The following is a 22305-nucleotide window of genomic DNA, read 5'->3' on the forward strand; positions in this document are numbered from 1 at the left end:
TGTCCGCGCAGGCAAGGAAGCCTATGCGGGTCAGACCGCCTCCAGCGCCTGTTCGAAATCGGCGATCAGGTCGTCCGGATCCTCGATGCCGATCGAAATGCGCACGAGGTTGTCCGAAATGCCCAGCTCCGCGCGGCGGCCTTCGGCGACCGAAAGGTGGGTCATCGAAGCGGGGTGGCTGGCGAGCGTCTCAGTGCCGCCGAGGCTGACCGCGAGCTTGGCGATCTTGAGCGCGTCGAGGAAGCGGAAGCACTCCGCCTCGCCGCCCTTCAGGAGCAGCGAGAAGGTCGAACCGGCGCCCTTGCAGTGGCGGTCGTAAATGTCCTGCTGGCGCGCGTCCTTGATCATGCCAAGATAGCCGAGGCCTTCGACCTTGGGATGCTGGGCGAGGAATTCGCAAACCTTCTCAGCGTTCTCGCCCGCGCGCTGCATGCGCAGTTCGACGGTCTCGAGGCTGCGGCACAGCATCCATGCGGTGTTGGGATCGCAGATGCCGCCCATGGTGTTGCGCAGCATGCGGATCGCATCGATGAAGCGCTTCTTGCCCGAAACGCTGCCTGCGACGAGGTCGGAGTGGCCGCCGACATACTTGGTCAGCGAGTAGACCACGAGGTCCGCGCCATGGTCGAGCGGGCGCTGCCACAGGGGGCCGAGGAAGGTGTTGTCGATCGCGATCGAGCACTTGTCGGGGTCGAAATGGGCATCGCGTGCAGCCTTGACTGCCTCGATATCGACCAGCGCGTTGGTCGGGTTGCCCGGACTTTCGAGGTAGATCATCGGCACTTCGCCGCCCTTCTCCTCGGCCAGCGCTTTGGCTTTCACCATCACTTCGTCAAGCTGCTCGCGGGTGGCACCTGCCGGGAAGTCGATGAAGCTCACGCCGTATTTCGCCATGGTCTTGGCGATGAAGCCTTCCGAGGCTGCATAGAGCGGGCCGGAGTGGACGATGACATCGCCCGCCTTGCAGGCCGCCAGCAGAAGCACGGCAATTGCGGTCATGCCGCTGGAGAAGGACAGCGCCTCTTCCGCTCCGTCCCAGACCGCGAGGCGATCTTCGAGGATTTCCTGGTTCGGCGCGTTGAAGCGCGAATAGACCAGACCGTCCGCGCCGCCCGGGCGCTTGCCGGTGATGCCTTCGAAGTGGCGCTTGCCATCGGCGGCGCTGGGGAAGGCGAAGGTCGAGGTGAGGAAGATCGGCGCCTTCAGGCTGCCTTCGGACAGCGTGGGGTCGAAGCCGTGACCCATCATCAGCGTGCTGGGCTTGAGGGGCTGTCCGTTGATTTCGGGGATCTTGCGCTTGGGCGCCATGCGCGGGCTGGTCGGGTCGATCGGGGTGTCGCTCATCGCTGAGAGCATCCTTCCTGCATCACGCTCCCAGGAAGGCGGGAGCCAGGGTGGGCCGGTCGGGGCGCCCGTTCCTAACCTCCGCAGGAACGCCTCTCCACCGCCGGTGCTTTCTCGGGCCGTTCCTTATGGCGCGGCGGCACTGGTTTCAACTGTTACGAGCCCGAAAGCCGGGTCAAACGACGCCCGCAATCCCCCACACCACGCCCACGATCATGAAGATGCCGACGATGTCGAGCAGGAGTCCGGCTCCGACCATACGCTCGATCCGGATGTGGCCGGTGGACCAGGCGATGGCGTTGGGCCCGGTTCCCGCAGGCAGCATGAAGCCCCAGCTTGCCGCGAGCGCCGCAGGCATGGCGAGGAGGATCGGATCGACCCCGAGCGCAACGACCAGCGCGGCGACCACCGGAATGATCCCGGTTGCGGTGGCGACATTGCTCGCAAACTCGGTGATCAGCACCACCATCGCCACAACGGCGAGGGCAACCAGCACCAGCGGCCAGGCTTCCAGCGGAAGCAGCGCGTTGCCGAGCCATTCGGCAAGGCCGCTTGCGCTCATGCCCGCGGCCAGCGCCAGCCCGCCGCCGAACATCATGATCACGCCCCATGGCGCGCGGTCGGCCTCTTCCCAGACGAGCAGCGGCCGGCCCGTTCCATCGGGCAGAAGGAACAGCGCGAGGCTGGCGATGATCGCGATCGTCCCGTCGGTCCAGGAACCCTCGGGCAGGTAGGGTGCAACGATCAGGCGGGTCATCCAGGCGAGGAAGGTGATCGCGACAACCACCATCAGGCGCTTTTCTGCCGGGCCCATCGGGTCCTCGTCTTCCACTGCCTCGCGCGCTGCGCCGACGTCGAAAGGATGCGTTGCCACCTGCTGGACTTTTGCGATGAGGAAGGCGGCGAGCGGCACGCCAACGATCACGATGGGCAGGCCATAGAGCGTCCATTCGGCAAAGCTGATCTGGGTGCCGATCATGGTGTCGAGCAGGCCGACGGCAATGGCGTTGGTGGGCGATCCGACCAGCGTGCCAAGCCCGCCGATGCTGGCGGCAAAGGCAATGCCCATCGGCAGCGCGCCGGCGAGCCCCTCGCGGTCGCCGGCGACGACGCCGCCCCCGGCCAGCACCGCGAGCGCCATCGGCATCATGATGAGTGCGGTCGAGGTGTTGGAGATGAGCATCGAGAGGATGGCTGCGGCAATCATGAAGGCGAGCAGCAGGCCGGTCTGACCGCCGCGCCCGCCAATCGCGCTCAGGATCGCGAGCGCGAGCCTTCGATGCAGCCCCGTGCGTTCGATGGCGAGGGCGATGAAGGCGCCGCCCAGGAGCAGGAACAGGATCGGTGAGTAATAGGCGCTCGCCGTATCGCGCGCATTCAGCACGCCGGCAAAGGGCAGGACGATGAACGGCATCAAGGCGGTCGCGGTCAGCGGCAGCGCCTCGGTCATCCACCAGCTGGCCATCAGCACGACAAGGCCCGCGACGATGAACGCCTCGCGCGTCATGCCGGCGGGAAGGGGAAGGAACACCGTTGCGGCAAGCGCCAGCGCGCCCACCACCAGTCCGATACGCTTGGCTGTCACTGTCCGGCGATCCCCCTCATCACCCCGCGTGCTAACAGCGGGCGGGGCGGCCTGCAACGCGGATACGAAAAGGGCGGCCCGCTGGTGGGCCGCCCTTTCGGTTTCCTGCCAATGGCGCGCGCGGTCCCTACTTGGGCGCGAGCACCATGATCATCTGGCGGCCTTCGAGGCGCGGGAACGCTTCGACCTTGGCGATTTCCTCCACATCGTCGCGGACGCGGTTCAGAAGGTCCATGCCGAGCTGCTGGTGGGCCATTTCGCGGCCGCGGAAGCGCAGGGTGCACTTTACCTTGTCGCCGTTCTCGATGAACTTGACGACATTGCGCATCTTCACGTCATAGTCGTGCGTGTCGATGTTCGGGCGCATCTTGACCTCTTTGATTTCCTGGGTCTTCTGCGTCTTGCGCGCGAGGTTCGCCTTCTTCTGCGCCTCGTAGCGATATTTGCCGACATCGAGGAACTTGCACACCGGCGGGTCCGCATTGGGGGACACTTCGACGAGGTTCAGACCAAGCTCGTTGGCCTGCTCGACAGCTTCGCGGGTGAACATAACGCCGAGGTTCTCGCCTTCGTGATCGATCACGCGGACCTTCGGCACATTGATCATGTTATCGTAGCGCGGGCCGCTTTTCACGGGCATTTGCATGCTGCGCCGGGGTGGACGGGCTATGGGGCAATCTCCTTTGGTAGCCGTACTCAGAAAGGGCGCATGTAGGCATTGTTCCGCAGATTCGGAAGTGTGTTAAGCGAATGAGGCGCAGAATTCTGCGCGGGCGTGGCTTTAGAGCGATACGCCCCATGGCATTTTCGGAAGCTCGACGAGCCCAAAGCCGGCAAAGCGCGGGACTGCCCAATAGGCCGCCGACATGCCGAGGCCATAGAACGGTATCCCGATCAGAACGATCACGACACTTGCTCTTATGGATCGTTTGAAAAAGTGGACGGCCGCGGCGAGCGAGAAAACAGCGCCGAGGACGAACCCACTTGGCCAAACCTGCGCCCAGCTGAATTTGTCGCCGAAGAGCTGACCGACGATCGGAGCAATCCAGAAATAGAATACGATCAGCAGCAGGGCAGCATTTGCTGAGGTGACGATCCTCTTTGGAACCGACTCCTTCGCAGCCGCAAACATCATTGCAGCGGTGAGCACTAACCAGATGAGCAGATGCCAGAAGGTTAAGGTTTCGAGCGCGTACTTAAGCGGCAGCAGTTCCATTAGGCAGCGCTGCTCCACAAGTTGAAGCGCGCCAGCTTGCCTTTCGCCGGCACCACCGCATCGATCCGGTTCGCCGGTTGCAGGGCCTTGAGGATCGCCGGATCGGCCGCGTTCATGCCGCCGGTGAAGGCGCCGAAAGCAGGCAGGATCATGCGGCCGGTGGGCTTGCCATCGGGCCCGTCGTTGGCGCTCACCACCGCGCAGGGGCGGCGGATCATGCGCTGGCGGACCTTGAGCTGAAGGCGCGGGTGGAAGTGGCCGGAAAGCTCGGGCCGCATCTCGCCCGGTTTGGCTTCATGGCGCAGGACCACGCCGCCAAGCTCCATTTCCTCGGCTAGGGTGCCGCCGAAACGGGCCGCAACTTCGGGATCGTGGCCCTCATCGTGGTTGCCGGTGATCCAGACCCAGTCGACCGCCCGCGCCAGCGCATCGAGCATGCCCGAGGCGTGCGGCTCGAGCCGCGTCGAGCCATCCGAATCGTGGAAATTGTCACCCAGAGTGATGACCCGCCGTGCGCCTGTCTCGCGAATGGCGAGCGCCACGCGTTCCAGCGTCTCGCGGCTGTCGTAGGGCGGGATCATTTGCCCGTGGCGCGCGAAAAAGCTCCCTTTCTCAAGATGCAGGTCGGCGACCAGCAACGCGCGCTCGCGCGGCCAGTACAGCGCTCGGCCCTCGGTCAAGAGCCATTCCTCGCCTGCGAACGAAAGGGGAACCATGGGTTGCTATTGCCGAAGCCAAATCGGGATGGCAAGGCCCTTCGCATGACCGACTGGACTAGCCAAACCGACACCGCCCGCACCTGGTTCGAGACCCTGCGCGATCGCATCTGCGCCGAGTTCGAGGCGATCGAGCGCGAGGCGGATAGCGACGCCAGCTTCCAGTACGACAGCTGGAACCGCGAGGAAGAGGGCAATCCCGACCCTGGCGGCGGCACGCGCGGGCTTATGAAGGGCAAGGTGTTCGAGAAGGTCGGCGTCAACGTCTCGACCGTACGCGGCAATTTCGCGCCCGAATTCGCTGGTACGATCAACGGCGCGAGTGCCGAGAACCCGGGCTTCACCGCGACCGGCATCAGCCTGGTCGCGCACATGGCGAACCCGCATGTGCCCGCCGTGCACATGAACACGCGTTTCCTCACCACGGGCAAAGCCTGGTTCGGCGGCGGGGCGGACCTCAATCCGCCGCTTCCCTATGAGGAAGACACCGAGGACTTCCATGCCCGCTTCCGCGCCGCCTGCGCGGCGCACAATCCGACCTACTACGAGCGTTTCAAGAAGTGGGCGGACGACTATTTCTACATCCCCCACCGCGGCGTGCATCGCGGGGTCGGCGGGATTTTCTACGATCACCTGGAGTGCGAGGACGAGGCGGCCTTCGAGCGCAACCTCGCTTTCACGAAGGACGTGGGCGAAGCTTTCCTCGACATCTTCCCCAAGCTGGTCCGCCGCCGGATGGAGAGCGAATTCACGCCGGAAGAGAAGCTCCAGCAGCTCGAATGGCGCGGCCGCTATGCCGAGTTCAACCTCGTCTACGACCGCGGCACGCTGTTCGGGCTGAAGACCGGCGGCAATATCGACGCGATCCTTATGAGCCTGCCGCCCGAGGCGGTGTGGAGCTGATCAGGCGATCCACAGCCGGATGAACCAGGCCACCGCGCCAAGCACCGCCACGCTCGCCGCCCAGATGCCGGCCATCCACGCCAGTCTCTTCCAGAGCGGGGCGGTGGGTTCTTCCATCAATGGTAGCCCTCGTCACCGACCTTGCCGCGGAACACCCAATAGGCCCAGGCCGTGTAGGCCAGGATAAGCGGCATGGTAATCGCCACGCCGATCAGCATGAAGACCTGGCTGCTCTCAGGCGCGGCGGCATCCCAGATCGTCACGCCCGGCGGCACGACATAGGGCCACATGGTCACGCCGAGACCCGCCATGCCGAAGAAGAACAGGGCAATGGCCAGCCAGAAGGGCTTGGAGTTGCGCTCCCGCGTGATGGACCGCACCAGCGACAGGGCGACCAGCGCGGTCAGGATCGGCACGGGCGCGGCGTAGTAGATCTCCGGTGCGGTCAGCCAGCGTTCGGCGTATTCGGCGTTGAGGAAGACGTTGTAGAGGCTGACAGCGCCCATCAGCACCAGGGTCGCCAGCGCCGATCGCAGCGCCAGCTTGCGGGCATGGGCCTGGCCTTCGCCATCAAGCTTCCAGATCAGCCAGGTGCTGCCGAGCAGCGCATAGCCCGAGACCACGCCGACGCCGCAGAGCAGCGTGTAGGGGGTAAGCCAGTCGAACCAGCTGCCGGCATAGGCGCGGTCCACCACCTCGACGCCCTGCAGCAGCGCGCCAAGTGTCATGCCCTGCGCCATCGCCGCGACGAAGGATCCGCCAGTGAAGGCCGCGTCCCAGAAACGCCGGTGGTTCGGATCGCGCCAGCGGTATTCGAACGCGACGCCGCGAAACACGAGGCCCAGCAGCATGGCAATGATGAGCGGATAGGTCGCCGGGAGGATCACCGCATAGGCCAGCGGGAAGGCGGCGAACAAACCCCCGCCGCCCAGCACCAGCCAGGTCTCGTTCCCGTCCCAAACGGGCGCAATGGAGTTCATCGCACGGTCTCGCTCGCGTCCCGGATCGAAGCTGGGGAAGAGGATGCCGATGCCAAGGTCGAACCCGTCCATCACGACATAGGCGAAGACGGCGAAGGCAATGATGAAGGCCCAGATGGTCGTCAGGTCCATCACACGTCCTCCTTGCTCGTCGGCAATTGCTCGTCGCTTCCCGGATTCTGGGTCGGACCGGGGGTGATGCCGGCGGTGCGGATCGGGCCGGTATCGCCGCGCTTCACGCCGAGTTCCCCGACATGTGGGGTGTGGCTCATCAGGCGCAGGATGTACCACACGCCAATTCCGAACACGGTGAAGTAGACGATGATGAAGGCCAGCAGCGAGGCTGCCACGGCGGGCGCGTCGAGCGGGCTCGCGGCATCGGCGGTGCGCAGCAGGCCGTAGATCACATAGGGTTGCCGGCCGACCTCGGTGGTGATCCACCCGGCGAGCACCGCGACAAAGCCGGACGGTGCCATCACCAGCGCGGCCCGGTGCAGCAGCGGCCAGTCATAAAGCTTGCCGCGCCAGCGCGCGAACAGGCTCCACAGCCCCACGCCAAGCATGGCAAACCCGATGCCGACCATGATGCGGAAGGACCAGAAAACCATGCCGACCGGCGGTTCCTCGTCATCGGGGATCGTGTCGAGCCCGGCGAGCGGCGCGTCGAGATCGTGCTTGAGGATCAGCGAGGAGAGCTTGGGAATCTCGATCGCGTAGCGCACCGTCTTGGCTTCGCTGTCGGGGATGCCGAACAGGATCAGCGGGGCGCCATCGGGATGGCTCTGGAAATGGCCTTCCATCGCCATGACCTTGGCCGGCTGGTGCTCGAGCGTGTTGAGTCCGTGCATGTCGCCTGCGAAGATCTGCAGCGGCGTGACGATCGCGGCCATCCACATGGCCATGGAGAACATCTTGCGCGCGTGCAGGTTCGCGCGATCCTTCAGCAGGTGCCAGGCGCCCACGCCGCCAACGACGAAGGCCGTGGTGAGGTAAGCCGCCATGACCGTATGGGCGAGGCGGTAGGGGAAGCTTGGGTTGAAGACGATGTCCCACCAGCTGTCGCCGGGCAGGAACTGGCCATTGGCGGCTATTTCATAGCCGGTCGGGGTCTGCATCCAGCTGTTCACCGACAGGATCCAGAAGGCCGAGACGAAGGTGCCCAGCGCCACCATGCAGGTGGCCGCGAAGTGCAGTTTCTTGCCGACCCGGTTCATCCCGAAGAGCATCACGCCGAGGAAACCGGCTTCGAGGAAGAAGGCCGTCAGCACTTCATAGGCCATCAGCGGGCCGATCACCGGTCCGGCCACATCGGAGAAGACCGACCAGTTGGTGCCGAACTGGTAGCTCATGACGATGCCCGAGACGACTCCCATGGCAAAGGCGATCGCAAAGATCTTGAGCCAGTATTTGAACAGGTCGAGGTAGAGCTGCTTGCCAGTTTTCAGCCACAGGCCTTCGAGCACCATCAGGAAGCTCGCCAGGCCGATCGAGAAGGCCGGGAAGAAGAAGTGGAAGCTCACCGTGAAGGCGAACTGGATTCGGGCGAGCAGCAGCGCGTCGAGGCCATCCAACATGGCCGCGTGCCTACGCCTGGCTCGCGCTTCGCGCTAGCTTGCTGTGCGCATCAAATGTTGCGCGCGGTGCAACCTACTCCTCCAGCGGAGCGTAGACCCGTACCCAGTCGACCAGCATGGCGACCGTGCCGGTCTTCACCTGTTCGACCGTTTCCTCGGGGATGCCGTTGTACGGCTTTTCGATGCCGTTGGTCTTGAACGGATAGGCGCCGCCCATGGCGAAGTTCAGGATCAGATACTTCGGATTGTCGAAGCGCCACTTGCCGTAATTCTCGACCATCGGGCGCGTCACGCGGTAGATCGTGTGGCCATCGACCTGGAAGAGCAGCTCGTCCTTCTTCCATTCGACTGCGTAGACATGCCAGTCGGTCACGTCCTCGCCTTCAGGAAAGAAGAACTTGTTCACGATCGGCGTTTCGCCCGAATAGCCGGGGCCGTGAAGGGCCACGCCGATCCAGTCCTTTTCGCCGACATATTCCATGATGTCGATTTCGCCTGTGCCCGGCCACTTGTCGTTGCCGAGCAGCCAGAAGGCCGGCCAGACACCTTCGGCGTCGGGCATCTTGATGCGCGCTTCGGCGCGGCCATAGGTGAAGTCGAACTTGTCCTTGCTCTCGACGCGGCCCGACAGGAAATCGGCCTTGCGGTCGGGATGCGGATCGACGTCTGGCTTGAAGATCGGGCGCAGCATGAGCGAGCCGCCATCGGCGCCCGAAAGCCCGTCGATGATGGAGAGAACAGCCGGCGCATCGACATAGGCCTGCTGTTCGTTGTTGACCCAGAAATCGGGACCGATGACGCCCCACTTCTCGCGGTCCAGCTCGGGCGCGTTAAATTCGTCGGCCCAGATGAGTTCGCGCTCAGCGGTGTCCTGCGCAGCGAGCGGTGTGGCAGTCAGCCCTGCGGCGGTAACCAGCGCGGTAACGGCGGTGCGGATCATGATGCTCTCCCCTAGTCTTGTTAACGTTCTCATTGCACGCTCCCCGCGGGATTTCCAGACCCTTGGATACGTTTTCGCGCGCAGGGCTGGCGCTCGGCGGCTCTATTGGGCAAGAGCGCGCGCACACGGATTGAACTTCACGGGCACGCCGCGGTTTCCGCGTCGCCCGCGTTTCGGAGAGACTTTCATGCGCCGCTTCCTCGCCCCGCTCGCCTTCCTGCTCGCCACCAGCGCCTGCTCGCTTGCAGGGGAGACCGAACCGGGCGAACGCATGATCGCGCCCATCCTGACCAGCGAAGAGGCGCTCGACACCTCGACCTATGCGCAGCCGCAGGTCGCCCGCGTGACGCATGTCGCGCTCGACCTCGAACTCGACTTCGAAGCGAAACGCGTGGGCGGCGTGGCGCGGCTCGACGTGCTGGCGGCAGACGGCGCGCAGGAGATCGTGCTCGACACCAACGGGCTTGAGATCGACAGCGTGACCGATGCAGATGGGCGCGCGCTCGCATTCGAGATCGGCGAGATGGTCGAGGAAGGCGGCAAGGGTGCGCCGCTGACCATCCAGCTGGATGGCGCGACGCAGCTGGTGATTGCCTACCGCGCGCCGAGCGATGCGGCCGCGCTCCAGTGGCTCAGCCCCGAACAGACTGCGGGCGGGGAACACCCCTTCCTGTTCAGCCAGGGCCAGGCGATCCTCAACCGCACCTGGATCCCGACGCAGGACAGCCCCGGCATCCGCCAGACCTGGGAAGCGCGCATCGTCGCGCCCGAACCGCTCGACGTGGTGATGAGCGGCGTTCTTGAGGGCGAACCGGAAGACCTCGGCGACGGACGCCGCGCCTTCACCTTCGTGATGGACAAGCCCGTGCCGCCCTATCTCATTGCGATTGCGGCGGGCGATATCGACTTCAAGGCGATCGGCCCGCGCACTGGCGTCTGGGCGGAGCCTTCGGTGCTCGAACGCGCCTATGAGGAAGTGGCCGATACCGAGGACATGGTCATCGCGGCAGAGGGCCTCTACGGCGAATACCGCTGGGGCCGCTACGACATGATCATCCTGCCACCCGCCTTCCCTTATGGCGGAATGGAAAACCCGGTGATGACCTTCCTCACGCCGACCTTCATCGCCGGCGACCGGTCGAACAACGGCCTTGTCGCGCACGAACTGGCGCACAGCTGGTCGGGGAACCTCGTCACCAACGCCGCCTGGCGCGACAGCTGGCTGAACGAAGGCGTGACGACCTATTTCGAGAACCGCATCGTCGAAGAAGTCTACGGCAAGGAGCGCGCCGAACAGGAAGCGGCGCTGATGTACGCCAATATCCAGGAAACGCTGGCCGAGGTCGGCGCGGATGCGCCCGGCACGGCGCTCAGCACCGACGGCGGCTACCAGCTCGGCAGTGCGATTGCTTACGACAAGGGCGCCTTCTTCCTGCGCACGGTGGAGCGCACGGTCGGCCGCGAGCGCTTCGACGCCTGGCTCCAGCAGTGGTTCGACAACCACGCTTTCCAGCCCGCGACCAGCGAGATGTTCCTCGAAGACATGATGGCGAACCTCGTCGAGAGCGAGGACGAGGCTGAGGCGCTGATGCTGCGCGAATGGATATTCGAGCCGGGCCTGCCGTCCAACGTCGCAAAACCTGATCCGGACGCCTTTGCCAAGGTCGACGCCGCCGTTGCCGCCTACGCCGCTTCGGGCTCCATCCCTGGCGCCTATGCGGAATGGACCGCAGCAGAGCAGATGCGCTTCCTCGACAACCTGCCGGCCGAGCTGTCGGCGGAGCAGCTTGCCGCGCTCGACAGCGCGCTTGGTCTTTCCACCACCGGCAATAACGAGATCCTCTTCCTCTGGCTCGAGATGGCGCTGGAGAACCGCTACGAGCCGGCGGTCGAGCAGGTCGATGCCTTCCTCTCGCGGGTCGGCCGGGCGAAATTCGTACGGCCCCTGTTCCAGGTATTGTGGAACGAGGGCGACTGGGGGCGGCCCATCGCGACACGCATCTACGCCAAGACCCGCGGCAGCTACCACGCAGTCACACGCGCGGGTGTCGACCGGGTCATCAACGCATCCGATTAGTGTCGCTGCGCTTTTCCCGTTGCATTGAGGCGGTGAATCCTCACATCGTAGCCAGACGATGCTGCGCCAGTACGAACTCGTAGAGCGGGTCAAGGAATACGACCCCGACGCCGACGAGGCGATGCTCAACCGCGCCTATGTCTATACCGTGCAGAAGCACGGCACCCAGACGCGCGCGAGCGGGGACCCGTATTTCTCGCATCCGGTCGAGGTCGCAGGCCTCATGACCGACCTGAAGCTCGACCAGGAAACCATCGCCACAGCGCTGCTGCACGACACGGTGGAAGACACGTTGGCGACGATCGACGATATCGAGGCCAATTTCGGCCCCGATGTCGCCCGGCTGGTCGACGGGGTGACCAAGCTCTCGAAGATCGAGCAGATGCCCGAGAACGAGCGCGCGGCCGAAAACCTGCGCAAGTTCCTGCTCGCCATGAGCGAGGACATCCGCGTCCTGCTGGTGAAACTGGGCGACCGGCTGCACAACATGCGCACGCTCCACTTCATCAAGAAGCCCGAAAAGCGCCAGCGCATCGCGCGCGAGACGATGGATATCTACGCCCCGCTCGCAGAGCGCATCGGCATGTATGAGTACATGCGCGAGATGCAGATGCTCGCCTTCGAGCAGCTGGAGCCGGAAGCCTTCGCCACTATTACCCAGCGGTTGGAAGATATCCGCAGCGACGATGGCGGCCAGGTCGACGCCATCGCGCTCGACATGAAGCACGCGCTGGCCGAGGCGGGGATCACCACCGAAGTCTCGGGGCGCGAGAAGCACCCCTATTCGATCTGGCGCAAGATGGCCGAACGCCACGTCTCCTTCGAACAGGTCACCGACATCATGGCCTTCCGGATCATCTGCGAAGACGTGGCCGATTGTTACCGTGCCTTGGGCGTGCTGCACACGACCTGGCAGTTCCTTCCGGGCAAGTTCAAGGACTACATCTCGACGCCCAAGAACAACGGCTACCGCTCGCTCCACACCTCGCTGATCTACGGCAAGTCGATGCGCGTCGAAGTGCAGATCCGCACCCGCGAGATGCACCGGCGCAACGAATTCGGCCTCGCTGCGCACTGGGCCTACAAGCAATCGGACCGGCCCGATGGCCAGGTCGGCTGGCTGCGCGACCTCATCGAGATCGTCGATGCGAGCCATGATCCGGACGAGCTGCTCGAACACACGCGGCTGGCGATCTACCAGGACCGCATTTTCGCCTTCACGCCCAAGGGCGCGCTGTTCCAGCTTCCCAAGGGGGCGACGCCTGTCGATTTCGCTTTTGCGGTGCACACCGATCTCGGCGCGCAGACGGTCGGCGCGAAGATCAACGGGCGGCACATGCCGCTGCGCACCCAGCTCAATAACGGCGATGTGGTCGAGATCATCAAGAGCGACAAGGCCGATCCGCAGATGAGCTGGCTGGGCTTTGTCGTGACCGGCAAGGCGCGCGCTTCGATCCGCCGTGCGGTGCGCCTGAAAGAGCGCGCCGAGGTGGCGGAAATCGGCAAGAAGCTGTTCGACGAGATCGCGCTGCGCGTACCGGCCCGCATCGGCAAGAAGGCCATCCGCGAAGCGCTGAAGCGGCTCGAGATGGAAGAGGACGAGGACCTCTTCTACGCCATCGGCTCGGCCAAGATCGAAGACCGCACCGTCATGGAAGCGCTGGTGCCCGGCTGCACCGCAGAGCTCGAGGACGAGCCCGACTGGGCCAAGAGCGGCAAGGCGCTGTCGATCCGCGGCCTGACGCCGGGCGTCGGCTTCCAGCTGGCCGAATGCTGCCATCCGGTGCCCGGCGACCGCATCGTTGGCCTGCGCAAGCCGAACGAAGGCGTCGAGGTCCACACGATCGACTGCAACCAGCTGGCCAGCGGGATCGACAGCGACTGGCTCGACCTGTCCTGGGGCAAGCGCTCGCGCGGTGCTGTCGGGCGATTGCGCGTCACGCTGTATGACCGGCCGGGTACGTTGGCCGAAATGGCGGGCATTTTCGCCCAGAACCACGTCAACGTGAAAAGCCTCGACCAGACGCAGCTGGACCATCCGTTCACGACCTACGAGATCGATCTCGAAGTGCAGGACGTGCCCCACCTCACGCGTATTCTGAGCGCGCTAAGGGCCAGCGACTCTGTCGCGCAGGCGGAACGCGTATGAGCGCGGTTACCGGCATCGACCATGTACAACTTGCCATGCCCCATGGCGGCGAGCCGCATGCGCGGCGCTTCTGGGTCGACCTCATGGGCCTGTCGGAAGTGGCCAAGCCGTCGCACCTGGCGGTCAACGGCGGCTGCTGGTTCGAAGGCGAGGGCATAGCGATCCACTGCGGGGTCGAAGACGGGTTCCTTCCCGCGCGCCGCGCGCATCCCGCGCTGCTTGTGACCGATCTGACCGCTCTCGTAGCAACGCTTGGCAAGGCGGGCATCCGCTTCAAGCCGGGCAAGAAGCTCGAAGGGTACGTGCGCGGCGATATCGCCGACCCCTTCGGCAACCGCATCGAATTGATGCAGAAGGTCTAGATCAGGTCGAGCGTCAGGCTGGCGTCATCGCCCGCAGCCAAATCTTCGGCCTTGAGGACCTTCTTCCCCACCAGCAGCCACCATTCGCCGGTCTTGGACGGGAAGACCGATGTCTTCCATTCGGTCTCCCCGATGCGGGCCATGACCTTGACCGAGCCGAACCCGCGCCGTCCGCCAAACTCGAGCCGCCGGAGCCGCTCGTGCATGGAGATTTCCTCCGCGACCTCTCCGCCGATGGTGAGCATGTGATAGGTCGCCTTCTCGCCCTGCCAACGGGAGATGGGGCCGGTGAAGGCGAGCGTTTCGCTCAATCGAGGATGCGCCGGACGGGTACGGGGATATTGCAGATATCAGCGCCGCCGGCGGGCACGTTGAAGAACGGATCGCGGCGGTTGGCGCGCGCATCGGCGTAACGCGCAAAGGCTTCCCCATCGGTCGAGAGGTATTCAAACGCCGGTCGCTCGCCCTCGGGCAGGTCGCTCGCAACGCGCACGGTCAGGATCGGCACGCGCTTGGCCGGGTCCTCGTAGAAGCCAAGCTGCCCCTTACCGCGCGGCAGGCTAGTGAGGTGCTCCATGCCTTCCACGATCCGCCCGACAAGCGCGATGTTGCGGTCGAGATGGCGGGGTGCATGGCCCGACACGGTGTAGAGCTCGGCACCCGTCCCGGCATCGGGCGATAGGTTGCGGCCGACGCCCACCATGCCGTAGCAATGGATCGGCCAGACATGGGCCGGTTCGCCTTCCGCGTCCGATCCCATGTTGGAGGCGAGCGGCCATCCGGCATGGAACAGGGACAGTTGCGCGTAAGGATCGACCAGCCCGTTGGCGATGATCACGGCCGCCGTGTGATCGTCCGAAGCGATGAAGGAATCCGCCTCAAGGGCGAGGTCGCGCACAGAATCCGCCATCAGAGTCGAAAGGCCAATCGCGTCGCCCGAAACCGTGTAGTCGTCCTCTTTGGTCGGGATAAGACCTTCGGGCAGTTGCTTCGGCTCGCCCGTGCTCTCCGGATTGTCGTAATTCGCATCGCCCCATTGGACGACGTAATTGTCCTGCACGCGGTTGACGGTGATGTCGTCGAACCAGCCCGAACGGGCAAAGGTGCGGATGTTCTGCACCCAGCTCTGGCTGAAAGGCGCGGGCATCAGCTGGATGATCACCTTGCGCTCGGTCCCGTCGGCTTCCGGTGCCAGCCTCATGACCACCAGGTCTTCAGGCGGAATCTCGACCCACTGCTCTAGCGGCGCCTCGGCCACGATCTGGTTGGGCGAAGGGTATTCGGGAGCCTCCTCCTGCGCAGCGGCGGGAGCGGAAAGCGCGAGCAGCGCGGCGAGCGAAATCAGGGGTTTCGTCATGCGCCAAGTGGTGCCACCGGTCGGCCCAAAACAAAAGCCCCCTCTCGCGCATTGTACGGGCGAGAGAGGGCTTCGAGACGGTGTTCGCAGGGGATGCCTGATCCGCGCAGCACCGTCGTTAGCGCTCAGCAGTACACCGAATCCTTCGCGCCGCCAATTGCTGCCCTGCGCTTCGGCTTGCGGAATCACCGGCCCGCCGCTAGAGGCGCGGCTCTTTTGTGGCGCGACCGCGCTGCGCGTTACTTGAGCGCCGAATGGGATTTGCCCATTGCCCTCAAGTAGCGAAGCGGTAGGGCGACAAGGAAGAACGCGGAGCAGTGGCCGAGTGGTCGAAGGCGCACGCCTGGAAAGTGTGTATACGGTAACCCCGTATCGAGGGTTCGAATCCCTCCTGCTCCGCCATTTCCTTAGTGTTTGCGCAAAGCTTTGATCGGCCAACCCGATAGCGGAGGCAGACCCTGTTCGGCTGAGCATTCCGAACGGGGCGTTTGTGGGTGAGGCGACTCCTCCCTCGTCAGCTGTCGTGATCGCCAGCCGCCTCGCGGAAGGCCTTCGGTGTCATTCCGGTTGCTCGCTTGAAGGCTTTGTAGAAGGTCGATCGCGAATTGAACCCGACATCCAGCGCGATCATCACGATCGATGCCTCGCGCGCCGCAATCATCGGCTTGGCGGCTTCAACCCGCCATCGCGCGACGTAGTCGAAGAAGGTAACCCCGATCTCATCGTTGAGAACCTGCGATATCTGGTTCGGCAAGGCTCCCACGTGCTTGGACAGCTTTGGAAGGGAGAGGTTCGGATCGAGATAGAGCCGATCATTTGCCATCGCCGCCTCGATCCGCGCAGCCAGCCGCTTTGCATGATCCCTGGAGAGAGCGGAGCGAGAGTATTTTGCAGCCTCGGGCCCGGCAGGCTCCGACACCTCCTCTGCCGCGCCGGTCTCCTCAGGGGCCTGGCCAGATGGCACGAAGGCGATGAGGAACAGCATCAACAGGGCTATGAGGGCCAGCACGATTTCGCCGGGGAGGGCGGCACTGATCGGCGAGTTTTCCCCGATCAAGGCTAGCGCCGCGGCGGTCCAGACAAGAGCCAGAAGCACCATGAACCATTCGACCCATCGCAATTCGCGCGAATGGGTGTTCGAGTAGAGATCCTTGAGCTCGCGGCGGAAGGCGTGAAGGCGGCGAAGGATGCTCGTCAGGTAGACGGCGGAAGATCCGATCCAGAAGAAGACCAGGCCGAAGGTGAGCAAGGCCAGCGCCGCAGCCAGGGCGCCGGGTGGCAGATCGCCCTGAGCAAGCATGGTGTGCCGTGCCTCGTGCGGCAACGACCAGAATCCTAGTGCCACAAGGGCTGAGAGGCCGGGCAGGACGGCGTCCGGCCAATGCCGGCCAGGCCGTTTCTCTGCGTGCGAATGGCTGAGAACGAAGCGGTAGAACACTGGCGGCAGCGCCAACATGACGGGAAGCGCGGCCGGCAAAAGCGCGATGTAGAGTGCATCGGAAATGGCGACGGCAAGCGGCAATGCGGCCAGAAAGGCCAGGAGCGCGAAGGTCGCGATGAGCGGCCAGCGCTCCCGCTCCAAAGTGGGTGAGCGTGCAACCCAGACCGATCCCGCCAGGGCAATGCCGATCGCCATCGAAGAGAGCGCGACTGTTCCCGTTTCAAGCATGATTTCGTGTAGGAAGTCTGCCTGCGATGGCCAAGCGAAACGGCCTGAAAAGTGTCCGCGCCGTCACGCGCGGACGACAGCACCGTGCGCGGCGATGCAGGGCCGCCCTGACACCAATCAGAACGTCAGGATACCTCACACGATGCAGTATGCGATTGCGGCCTCCGTTTGGGCCCATGTCGTCCTTGGAGCTCTTGCGGTCCTTGCCGGCGCTGCGGCTCTGGCCATGCGGAAAGGCAGCCCGAACCACATCAAGAGCGGACAGCTCTTTGCCATTGCCATGGGGCTTTCATCCTTGCTGGGGGCGATCCTTGGCCTTGTCCGGTTCGAAGATCTGTACATCACGTTTCACGGCGGGGTGCTGGGTGTGACGCTTATCGCGAGCGGTGTCCTGACCCTCCGGACCAAAGGCGCGGGCCTGACCGGATGGGCCCTGGTGGTCGCGGCGATCAACGGCTTCAACTTTCTCGCACTGCTGCTGGCAGGCAGTTATGCCTCGGGCATGCCCGAAGGGCGACTCGCGGGCTTCCATGCCGCAGACTATTTCTTCCTGGCGGGCATGGCCGGTTTTGCTGCGGCTGGCGATCTCCGCATGGCGGTGCGCCGGACCTATCCCTACAAGCACCGGATTGCCCGCCATTTGTGGCGCATGTGCCTGGGGTTCTTCATCGCGGCAGGTTCCGCCTTCACCGGCCCCGGCGCGAGCGCGTTTCCGGTCGCCTGGCAAGAGAGCGGGCTCTTGAGCCTGCCCGAACTCATCATCTTCGTATTGATGCTGTACTGGCTTGCCCGGACGCTCATGGGCAAGCGCACGCAAGCGTCAGGTGAGCCTTCGTGATCGAGCCTGCAGCTCTTGGCCAGATCCATTTCTGGATTGGCTGTATCGCGATCGTTGCCGGCTTCACGGCGTTTGCGGCACCGAAGGGAATGCCTTTTCATGTCCTTGCCGGCAGAGCATTCGCTGTCGGCATGGTGCTGCTCGCCTTGAGCGGCCTGTGGCTGAGCCTGGCGCGTACGATCCTGTTCACGGTGTTCCTTTCTGCCATCACACTGCATCTGGTTGCGACAGCCTGGGCCAGCGTCGCGGGCCAGGCTCCGGCAGCGCGGGTTATGACGAAATACGCGGCTTTCGGCTCTGGAGCGATTGGCGTGGGGGCGACCTGGGGCGCGTGGCTTGCCGCGGGGTCTGCAGGCGGAGAGCTCAACGGCCTGCCACCAGAATCCTTTCTCGTTCTTACAAGCGTCGCCTTGCTCATCGCAGCTTACGATGTGGCCTATGCGCGTACTCCCGATCCCCCAGACCGCCGCCGCCTCAGCCGGCATCTCTGGCGGATGGGCTTCGCCTTCTTCCTGGCAACGGGCATATTTTTCTTCGGCAGCAATCACGTCCTGCCCGAAGCCCTGAGAACGACGGCCTTCTTGTCGGCGCCCGTGATTGCTGTCGTGCTGTGGACGGCCCTTTTCGCCATCATGGTTCGCTTCAACACTCTCCCTTCAGGTCCTGCAGGAAAACCCTAGGATGCTTGCTCACCCTCGTTAGCGAGCTGCGGCGCGAACGCTGGTGGGAGCGCATCGCGCGCCAACAAAGCGCCTATGGGCGCCAGGCCGATTGACAGTAAGGCTGTGCAAGTTATCACTTGCATAACATTACCGACTCGGGATCCTGCCATGAACCAGATGACCAACCGCGTTGCCTCGACGCTGCGGCCGAACGACCACCCCTATTTGAACGGGGCGTGGACTCCGAACTACGAGGAATACGACGCGGACGACATGGAAGTGATCGGCACGATCCCCGAGGACATCGACGGGATCTATGTGCGCAACACCGAGAACCCGGTGCATCACCCGATCGGTCGCTACCACCCCTTCGATGGCGACGGCATGCTGCACATGATGCGCTTTTCGGGCGGCAAGGCGCAGTACAAGAACCGCTTCGTGCGCACCAAGGGCTTCGAGGCCGAAGCCGAGGCGGGCGAGGCCCTGTGGGCGGGCTTTACCGAACCGCCGAAGAAATCGAAGCGCCCGGGCTGCGGGATCGGCTCGCACATGCGCGACAGCTCTTCCACCGACGTGCTGGTGCGCAACGGCAAGATCCTTTCGACCTTCTGGCAGTGCGGCGATGGCTATTTGCTCGATGCGGAAAGCCTCGACACGCTGGGGATCGAAGAATGGGTGCCGGTCGATGGCCTGTCCGCCCATCCCAAGCTCGATCACAAGACCGGCGAGCTGATGTTCTTCAACTACGGCGACAAGGCGCCCTACATGCATTACGGCGTTGTCGGCCCGGACAACGAGCTGAAGCACTACATCCCGATCGAGCTGCCCGGCACGCGCCTGCCGCACGACATGGCGATTTCGGACAATTACTCGGTCCTCAACGACTTCCCGATGTTCCCCATCCCCGAGGCGCTGGAGAACGGCTATTTCATCCCGCAATTCGTGCCCGAGATGAAGACGCGCTTTGCTGTCCTCCCGCGCTATGGCTCGCCCGAGGATGTCATGTGGTTCGAAGCCGAGCCGACCTATGTGCTCCACTGGACCAATTGCTGGGAGGAGGGCGACGAGCTCATCCTCGAAGGATACCACCAGAAGAACCCGTTCCCGGCCCCGCTGGACAACATGCCCGATCGCTACAAGGTGCTGGTGGCGAACATCGATTTGCATTCGCTGCGCCCGCACCTCCACCGCTACCGCTTCAATCTGAAGACCGGCGAGACGATCGAACAGCGCGTGTGCCAGGAAGACAACGTCGAATTCGGCAACATCAATCCCGAATACTACGGCCGCGAGCACCGCTATGTGTACAGCGCGCATGGCGAGAAGGGCTGGTTCCTCTTCAACGGCCTGGTGAAACACGACCTCAAGGAAGGCACCGCCCAGAAGGTGATGTTCGGTGCGGGCCGCTTCGGCTCCGAAGCGCCGTTCATTCCGCGAAAGGGAGCGGTGGACGAGGACGATGGCTATCTCGTCAGCTTCGTCACCGACCTGATGCTCGACCGGTCCGAATGCGTCGTCTTCGATGCAAAAGACTTGGAGCAGGGGCCGGTGTGCCGCATCGTCCTGCCGCATCGTATCTGCAGCGGCACGCATGCGACCTGGGCACAGGCGAGCGAACTTTAAGAAAGCCGCAAGGCAGCGAAAGGGCCCGACCATGGCAGAACCCATTTTCATCCTCGGTGGTCACCAGACCGATTTCGGCCGCAACTACGCGCGCGAGGACCTGACCATCTTCGACCTCGTCAAGGACGGGGTGGAAGGCACGCTCGCAGCCGCCGCGATCGATCCGAAGGAGATCGAGGTTGCCCATGTCGGCAATTTCGTGGGCGAGCTTTTCACCGGACAGGGCATGCTGGGCGGCTTTCTCGGCCATGTGCATCCCGACCTTGCCGGTGTCCCGGCCTCGCGCCACGAGGGGGCTTGCGCCTCCGGCTCGCTCGCCGCGCTTGCAGCGATGGCGGACCTCGAGGCGGGCCGCTACGACTGCGCGCTCGTGCTGGGCGTCGAATTTATGCGCAATGTCTCCGGCCAGACGGCGGGCGACCATCTGGGCGCAGCGGTATGGGTGGGCGAGGAAGCGACCGAGGCGACCTATGTCTGGCCCGCCATGTTCTCCGACCTCGCCGAGGAATACCACGCCCGCCACGGGTTGAAGCACGACCACCTCAAGGAAATCGCCAAGATCAACTTCGGCAACGCGCAGCGCAATCCCAACGCGCAGACGCGCAAGTGGACGCTGACCGACGAACACTTCGCCGAGGACGATGAACTCAACCCCGTGGTCGAAGGCTGGATGCGGCGCCAGGATTGCAGCCAGATCACCGACGGCGCGGCGGGCGTGGTGCTCGCATCGGAACGCAAGGCGCGCGCCTATGCCGATGCGCGCGGGATCCCGCTCGAAAGCCTCGCCCGGATCCGGGGCTGGGGGCACACCACGGCGCCGATGCTGATGGATACCAAGCTCGCCGCCAGCAAGGGTTCGGACTACATCCTGCCCTGGACGCGCAAGGCCATCGCCGACGCCTATGCGCGCGCCGGGATTGCCGATGTTGCCCAGATCGATGCGGTCGAAACGCACGACTGCTTCACGATCAACGAATACGTCGCAATCGAGCATTTCGGCATCACCGCTCCGGGCGAAGCCTGGAAGGCGGTCGAAGACGGGCGCATCGCACCCGGCGGTTCGATCCCGGTCAACGCATCGGGCGGCCTGATGGGCGTCGGCCACCCGGTCGGCGCGACCGGTGTGCGCATGCTGCTCGATGCCATGCGCCAGACGACCGGCGCGGCAGGCGACTACCAGGTGGACGGTGCGAAGACCGTTGCGACCTTCAACGTCGGCGGTTCCGGCACGACCAATTGCAGCTTCGTCGTCGGAAGCGGGGCCTAGGAAAGGGGCCGACCTCCGCATGCTGCTTGGCGCCCTTGACCGCGATGGCCCGCCCGAAGGCCTGGTGCGCACCTGTTCGATCTGGCGCGCCTTGGAAGTGCTGGGCGATACGCCCTCGCTGCTGATCCTCGAGGCAATCTGGCTTGGCGAGCGACGCTTCGAGCCGATCCGGGCGCGCACCTGCCTGTCCAAGCCGCTCGTTTCCGACCGACTCAAGACGCTGGTCGAAAACGGCATTCTCGCGCGGGTACCCTACAGCGAACGGCCGCTGCGGTATGAATTCCGGCTCGAGCCCAAGGGCCTCGACCTCTTTCCGGTTACCATGATGCTGCTGCGCTGGGAAAAGACCTGGTCGGCGCGGCGGGACGCGCTTGGTATCGCAGTGTTTCATACCGGCTGTGGGCACCAGACCGTGCCGGTCCCGCAATGCGATCACTGCGGCAAGGAGGTCGTGGCCGAGGACATTGAGTGGGAGGAAGGCCCCGGCCTTGGCTGGATGGAGCCGACCTACACTCGCCGCCGCCAGCAGCGGAACCGCACGGCGATCTCGCGGCAGGCAACGCTGTTCACCGACGCCGCCGAAGTGCTGGGCGATCGCTGGTCCAACCTCGTGATGCGGTCCGCCTTCACCGGCCTCAACCGCTTCGATGAAATGTTGGCGGATAGCGCCATGGCCTCGAACATCCTCTCGGACCGGTTGAGCTGGCTCGTCGAGCGCGGTTTCCTCAAGGCCAAGCTCTACCAGTCGCGGCCCGACCGCTTTGCCTATTATCCGACGCGCAAGGCGCTCGATTACCTGCCCATCCTGCTGATGCTCCAGCGCTGGGGCGACCGGCACTACGCGGCCGAGGAAGGCCCGCCCGTCCTGCTGCGCCACAAGGCCTGCGGGGCCCGGCTCGACCTGATCGCTGGCTGCAGCGCCTGCGGAGAGGAACTGGCGGCGCAGGCGGTCAAGCTGGTGAGCGCCGGGAAGCCATAGCCCTCCACCGCCAACGAAAAGCCCCGGCTGGCAACTGCCAACCGGGGCCTCTCGCGAAACCGAA

The 22305-nt window shown here is 64.4% G+C and carries 21 protein-coding genes and 1 tRNA gene; 10 read left to right on the forward strand and 12 right to left on the reverse strand.

Translation table 11 applies throughout. The features are described 5' to 3' along the window. Positions 1 to 30 precede the first annotated feature (30 nt). The 5 genes from KUV82_RS03050 to pdeM all read right to left on the reverse strand — a co-directional run bounded on the left by KUV82_RS03050 (position 31) and on the right by pdeM (position 4861). Complete coding sequence (locus tag KUV82_RS03050; protein ID WP_219955434.1) at positions 31 to 1344, reverse strand: cystathionine gamma-synthase family protein; 1314 nt, start codon at positions 1342 to 1344, stop codon at positions 31 to 33. A gap of 175 nt (positions 1345 to 1519) precedes the next feature. After that, a complete protein-coding gene (locus KUV82_RS03055) occupies positions 1520 to 2929 on the reverse strand; it encodes an SLC13 family permease (protein ID WP_219955435.1) in 1410 nt (469 codons plus the stop codon). A 127-nt stretch (positions 2930 to 3056) separates the two neighbouring features. Next, positions 3057 to 3575, reverse strand: coding sequence for a translation initiation factor IF-3 (gene infC / locus KUV82_RS03060; RefSeq protein ID WP_219955436.1), 519 nt, complete (start codon positions 3573 to 3575; stop codon positions 3057 to 3059). Between the two features lie 135 nt (positions 3576 to 3710). After that, entirely contained in the window at positions 3711 to 4145 is a 435-nt protein-coding gene (locus tag KUV82_RS03065; protein ID WP_219955437.1) for a hypothetical protein, read from the reverse strand. Further along, positions 4145 to 4861, reverse strand: coding sequence for a ligase-associated DNA damage response endonuclease PdeM (gene pdeM, locus KUV82_RS03070; RefSeq protein ID WP_219955438.1), 717 nt, complete (start codon positions 4859 to 4861; stop codon positions 4145 to 4147). Before pdeM ends, KUV82_RS03065 begins: the two co-directional genes overlap by 1 nt. Positions 4862 to 4906: 45 nt before the next feature. Between pdeM and hemF the strand changes: the two genes are divergently transcribed. Beyond that, a complete protein-coding gene (hemF, locus tag KUV82_RS03075) occupies positions 4907 to 5764 on the forward strand; it encodes an oxygen-dependent coproporphyrinogen oxidase (RefSeq protein ID WP_219955439.1) in 858 nt (285 codons plus the stop codon). Here the strand turns inward: hemF and KUV82_RS03080 are convergent, their stop codons facing one another. From KUV82_RS03080 to KUV82_RS03095, 4 genes are all read right to left on the reverse strand, one after another. Further along, on the reverse strand, positions 5765 to 5881 hold the full coding sequence (locus KUV82_RS03080) for a DUF2474 domain-containing protein (protein ID WP_219955440.1): 117 nt from the start codon (positions 5879 to 5881) through the stop codon (positions 5765 to 5767). Further along, positions 5881 to 6876 (reverse strand): cytochrome d ubiquinol oxidase subunit II, encoded by a 996-nt coding sequence (gene cydB, locus KUV82_RS03085; protein WP_219955441.1) that lies wholly within the window; start codon positions 6874 to 6876, stop codon positions 5881 to 5883. The genes KUV82_RS03080 and cydB overlap by 1 nt, the downstream gene beginning before the upstream one ends. After that, positions 6876 to 8318 carry a cytochrome ubiquinol oxidase subunit I gene (locus KUV82_RS03090; protein WP_219955442.1) on the reverse strand — a complete coding sequence of 481 codons (1443 nt, stop codon included), beginning with the start codon at positions 8316 to 8318 and terminating at the stop codon, positions 6876 to 6878. The genes cydB and KUV82_RS03090 overlap by 1 nt, the downstream gene beginning before the upstream one ends. A 73-nt stretch (positions 8319 to 8391) precedes the next feature. After that, positions 8392 to 9258 carry a glycoside hydrolase family 16 protein gene (locus tag KUV82_RS03095; RefSeq protein ID WP_258319822.1) on the reverse strand — a complete coding sequence of 289 codons (867 nt, stop codon included), beginning with the start codon at positions 9256 to 9258 and terminating at the stop codon, positions 8392 to 8394. A gap of 187 nt (positions 9259 to 9445) precedes the next feature. Here KUV82_RS03095 and KUV82_RS03100 point away from each other — a divergent pair, with 187 nt between their 5' ends. Genes KUV82_RS03100 through KUV82_RS03110 form a run of 3 tightly spaced genes read left to right on the forward strand, consistent with a single transcriptional unit; the run spans position 9446 to position 13846 of the window. Beyond that, a complete protein-coding gene (locus tag KUV82_RS03100; RefSeq protein ID WP_219955444.1) occupies positions 9446 to 11335 on the forward strand; it encodes a M1 family metallopeptidase in 1890 nt (629 codons plus the stop codon). 58 nt (positions 11336 to 11393) lie between these two features. Further along, positions 11394 to 13484 carry a RelA/SpoT family protein gene (locus tag KUV82_RS03105; protein WP_219955445.1) on the forward strand — a complete coding sequence of 697 codons (2091 nt, stop codon included), beginning with the start codon at positions 11394 to 11396 and terminating at the stop codon, positions 13482 to 13484. Then, positions 13481 to 13846, forward strand: coding sequence for a VOC family protein (locus KUV82_RS03110; protein WP_219955446.1), 366 nt, complete (start codon positions 13481 to 13483; stop codon positions 13844 to 13846). The genes KUV82_RS03105 and KUV82_RS03110 overlap by 4 nt, the downstream gene beginning before the upstream one ends. Here KUV82_RS03110 and KUV82_RS03115 read toward each other — a convergent pair. Both KUV82_RS03115 and KUV82_RS03120 read right to left on the reverse strand, forming a co-directional pair. Beyond that, the gene (locus KUV82_RS03115; RefSeq protein ID WP_219955447.1) at positions 13843 to 14157 is read right to left on the reverse strand and encodes a DUF1905 domain-containing protein; all 315 of its coding nucleotides are present in this window, start codon (positions 14155 to 14157) and stop codon (positions 13843 to 13845) included. The genes KUV82_RS03110 and KUV82_RS03115 overlap by 4 nt on opposite strands. Beyond that, positions 14154 to 15203, reverse strand: coding sequence for a peptidylprolyl isomerase (locus KUV82_RS03120; protein WP_219955448.1), 1050 nt, complete (start codon positions 15201 to 15203; stop codon positions 14154 to 14156). Before KUV82_RS03120 ends, KUV82_RS03115 begins: the two co-directional genes overlap by 4 nt. Positions 15204 to 15514: 311 nt before the next feature. On the opposite strand from KUV82_RS03120, the gene KUV82_RS03125 reads away from it, so the two are divergent. Further along, positions 15515 to 15605, forward strand: a tRNA-Ser gene (locus KUV82_RS03125). A 112-nt stretch (positions 15606 to 15717) separates the two neighbouring features. Here KUV82_RS03125 and KUV82_RS03130 read toward each other — a convergent pair. Beyond that, positions 15718 to 16839, reverse strand: coding sequence for a helix-turn-helix transcriptional regulator (locus KUV82_RS03130; protein WP_219955449.1), 1122 nt, complete (start codon positions 16837 to 16839; stop codon positions 15718 to 15720). Between KUV82_RS03130 and KUV82_RS03135 the strand changes: the two genes are divergently transcribed. From KUV82_RS03135 to KUV82_RS03155, 5 genes are all read left to right on the forward strand, one after another. Continuing rightward, the gene (locus KUV82_RS03135; protein WP_219955450.1) at positions 16826 to 17710 is read left to right on the forward strand and encodes a hypothetical protein; all 885 of its coding nucleotides are present in this window, start codon (positions 16826 to 16828) and stop codon (positions 17708 to 17710) included. The two genes, KUV82_RS03130 and KUV82_RS03135, sit on opposite strands and share 14 nt — an antisense overlap. After that, positions 17707 to 18390 (forward strand): hypothetical protein, encoded by a 684-nt coding sequence (locus KUV82_RS03140; protein WP_219955451.1) that lies wholly within the window; start codon positions 17707 to 17709, stop codon positions 18388 to 18390. Before KUV82_RS03135 ends, KUV82_RS03140 begins: the two co-directional genes overlap by 4 nt. A 150-nt stretch (positions 18391 to 18540) precedes the next feature. Next, on the forward strand, positions 18541 to 19995 hold the full coding sequence (locus KUV82_RS03145) for a carotenoid oxygenase family protein (RefSeq protein WP_219955452.1): 1455 nt from the start codon (positions 18541 to 18543) through the stop codon (positions 19993 to 19995). A 31-nt stretch (positions 19996 to 20026) separates the two neighbouring features. After that, the gene (locus KUV82_RS03150; RefSeq protein WP_219955453.1) at positions 20027 to 21262 is read left to right on the forward strand and encodes an acetyl-CoA acetyltransferase; all 1236 of its coding nucleotides are present in this window, start codon (positions 20027 to 20029) and stop codon (positions 21260 to 21262) included. 19 nt (positions 21263 to 21281) lie between these two features. Continuing rightward, positions 21282 to 22241: a winged helix-turn-helix transcriptional regulator gene (locus tag KUV82_RS03155; protein WP_219955454.1), complete on the forward strand. Its 960-nt coding sequence runs from the start codon at positions 21282 to 21284 to the stop codon at positions 22239 to 22241. Positions 22242 to 22305 lie beyond the last annotated feature (64 nt).

The organism is Qipengyuania flava (assembly GCF_019448255.1).
GTDB classification, from domain to species: domain Bacteria; phylum Pseudomonadota; class Alphaproteobacteria; order Sphingomonadales; family Sphingomonadaceae; genus Qipengyuania; species Qipengyuania flava_A.

What these genes read in the sequence shown, in the direction of transcription:
- KUV82_RS03050 (WP_219955434.1), bottom strand. Translation starts at nt 1,344, where the DNA reads ATGAGCGACACCCCGATCGACCCGACCAGCCCGCGCATGGCGCCCAAG.
- infC (WP_219955436.1), bottom strand. Translation starts at nt 3,575, where the DNA reads ATGCAAATGCCCGTGAAAAGCGGCCCGCGCTACGATAACATGATCAAT.
- KUV82_RS03065 (WP_219955437.1), bottom strand. Translation starts at nt 4,145, where the DNA reads ATGGAACTGCTGCCGCTTAAGTACGCGCTCGAAACCTTAACCTTCTGG.
- pdeM (WP_219955438.1), bottom strand. Translation starts at nt 4,861, where the DNA reads ATGGTTCCCCTTTCGTTCGCAGGCGAGGAATGGCTCTTGACCGAGGGC.
- hemF (WP_219955439.1), top strand. Translation starts at nt 4,907, where the DNA reads ATGACCGACTGGACTAGCCAAACCGACACCGCCCGCACCTGGTTCGAG.
- KUV82_RS03080 (WP_219955440.1), bottom strand. Translation starts at nt 5,881, where the DNA reads ATGGAAGAACCCACCGCCCCGCTCTGGAAGAGACTGGCGTGGATGGCC.
- cydB (WP_219955441.1), bottom strand. Translation starts at nt 6,876, where the DNA reads ATGGACCTGACGACCATCTGGGCCTTCATCATTGCCTTCGCCGTCTTC.
- KUV82_RS03090 (WP_219955442.1), bottom strand. Translation starts at nt 8,318, where the DNA reads ATGTTGGATGGCCTCGACGCGCTGCTGCTCGCCCGAATCCAGTTCGCC.
- KUV82_RS03095 (WP_258319822.1), bottom strand. Translation starts at nt 9,258, where the DNA reads ATGATCCGCACCGCCGTTACCGCGCTGGTTACCGCCGCAGGGCTGACT.
- KUV82_RS03100 (WP_219955444.1), top strand. Translation starts at nt 9,446, where the DNA reads ATGCGCCGCTTCCTCGCCCCGCTCGCCTTCCTGCTCGCCACCAGCGCC.
- KUV82_RS03105 (WP_219955445.1), top strand. Translation starts at nt 11,394, where the DNA reads ATGCTGCGCCAGTACGAACTCGTAGAGCGGGTCAAGGAATACGACCCC.
- KUV82_RS03110 (WP_219955446.1), top strand. Translation starts at nt 13,481, where the DNA reads ATGAGCGCGGTTACCGGCATCGACCATGTACAACTTGCCATGCCCCAT.
- KUV82_RS03120 (WP_219955448.1), bottom strand. Translation starts at nt 15,203, where the DNA reads ATGACGAAACCCCTGATTTCGCTCGCCGCGCTGCTCGCGCTTTCCGCT.
- KUV82_RS03135 (WP_219955450.1), top strand. Translation starts at nt 16,826, where the DNA reads ATGCCGATCGCCATCGAAGAGAGCGCGACTGTTCCCGTTTCAAGCATG.
- KUV82_RS03130 (WP_219955449.1), bottom strand. Translation starts at nt 16,839, where the DNA reads ATGGCGATCGGCATTGCCCTGGCGGGATCGGTCTGGGTTGCACGCTCA.
- KUV82_RS03145 (WP_219955452.1), top strand. Translation starts at nt 18,541, where the DNA reads ATGAACCAGATGACCAACCGCGTTGCCTCGACGCTGCGGCCGAACGAC.
- KUV82_RS03150 (WP_219955453.1), top strand. Translation starts at nt 20,027, where the DNA reads ATGGCAGAACCCATTTTCATCCTCGGTGGTCACCAGACCGATTTCGGC.
- KUV82_RS03155 (WP_219955454.1), top strand. Translation starts at nt 21,282, where the DNA reads ATGCTGCTTGGCGCCCTTGACCGCGATGGCCCGCCCGAAGGCCTGGTG.